The sequence below is a fragment of the Pseudomonas sp. P1_A1 genome (assembly GCF_056406935.1).
Window position 1 is genome coordinate 1 of the sequence record NZ_JBFTZE010000048.1, and the last position, 642, is coordinate 642.

A 642-nucleotide genomic window follows, 5' to 3' on the forward strand; every position below is an offset into this window, starting at 1 on the left:
TCGTTGGTTCGTTGGTACCGAGGATGTGCACGGTGACCGAAGTGAGGGTGCCATCGGCACTGCTCACSGCGAAGGTGTCGGTGTAGGTGGTRCCGGCGGCGAACTCGTTGTGCGCGGAGTTGGCGACGTAGGTCCAGGCTCCGTCGGTGCCGATGGAGAACTGGCCGTAGCTGCCGGCGGTGTTGGTTTGSGCGACGAAGGTTGCGGCGSTGTCGACGTCGCTGATGGTCAGGGTRCCGGCGGTGGAAATGTCGACGGCGGCATTGGTYTCGGTGAGGTTGGCGAYGCCRGTGGACAGCACGGCCGCATCGTTGGTRCCGAGGATGTGCACGGTGACCGAAGTGAGGGTGCCGTCGGCACTGCTCACCGCGAAGGTGTCGGTGTAGGTGGTACCGGCGGCGAACTCGTTGTGCGCGGAGTTGGCGACGTAGGTCCAGGCACCGCCGGTGCCGATGGAGAATTGGCCGTAGCTGCCGGCGGTGTTGGTTTGTGCGACGAAGATTGCGGCGCTGTCGACGTCGCTGATGGTCAGGGTACCGGCGGTGGAAATGTCGACGGCGGCATTGGTTTCGGTGAGGTTGGCGACGCCGGTGGACAGCACGGCCGCATCGTTGGTACCGAGGATGTGCACGGTGACCGAAG

1 protein-coding gene is annotated in these 642 nt (G+C 64.8%); it reads right to left on the reverse strand.

The features are described 5' to 3' along the window. The coding region (locus tag AC1D2Q_RS29515; protein WP_477815545.1) for a VCBS domain-containing protein at positions 1-642 on the reverse strand (642 nt) is incomplete at both ends.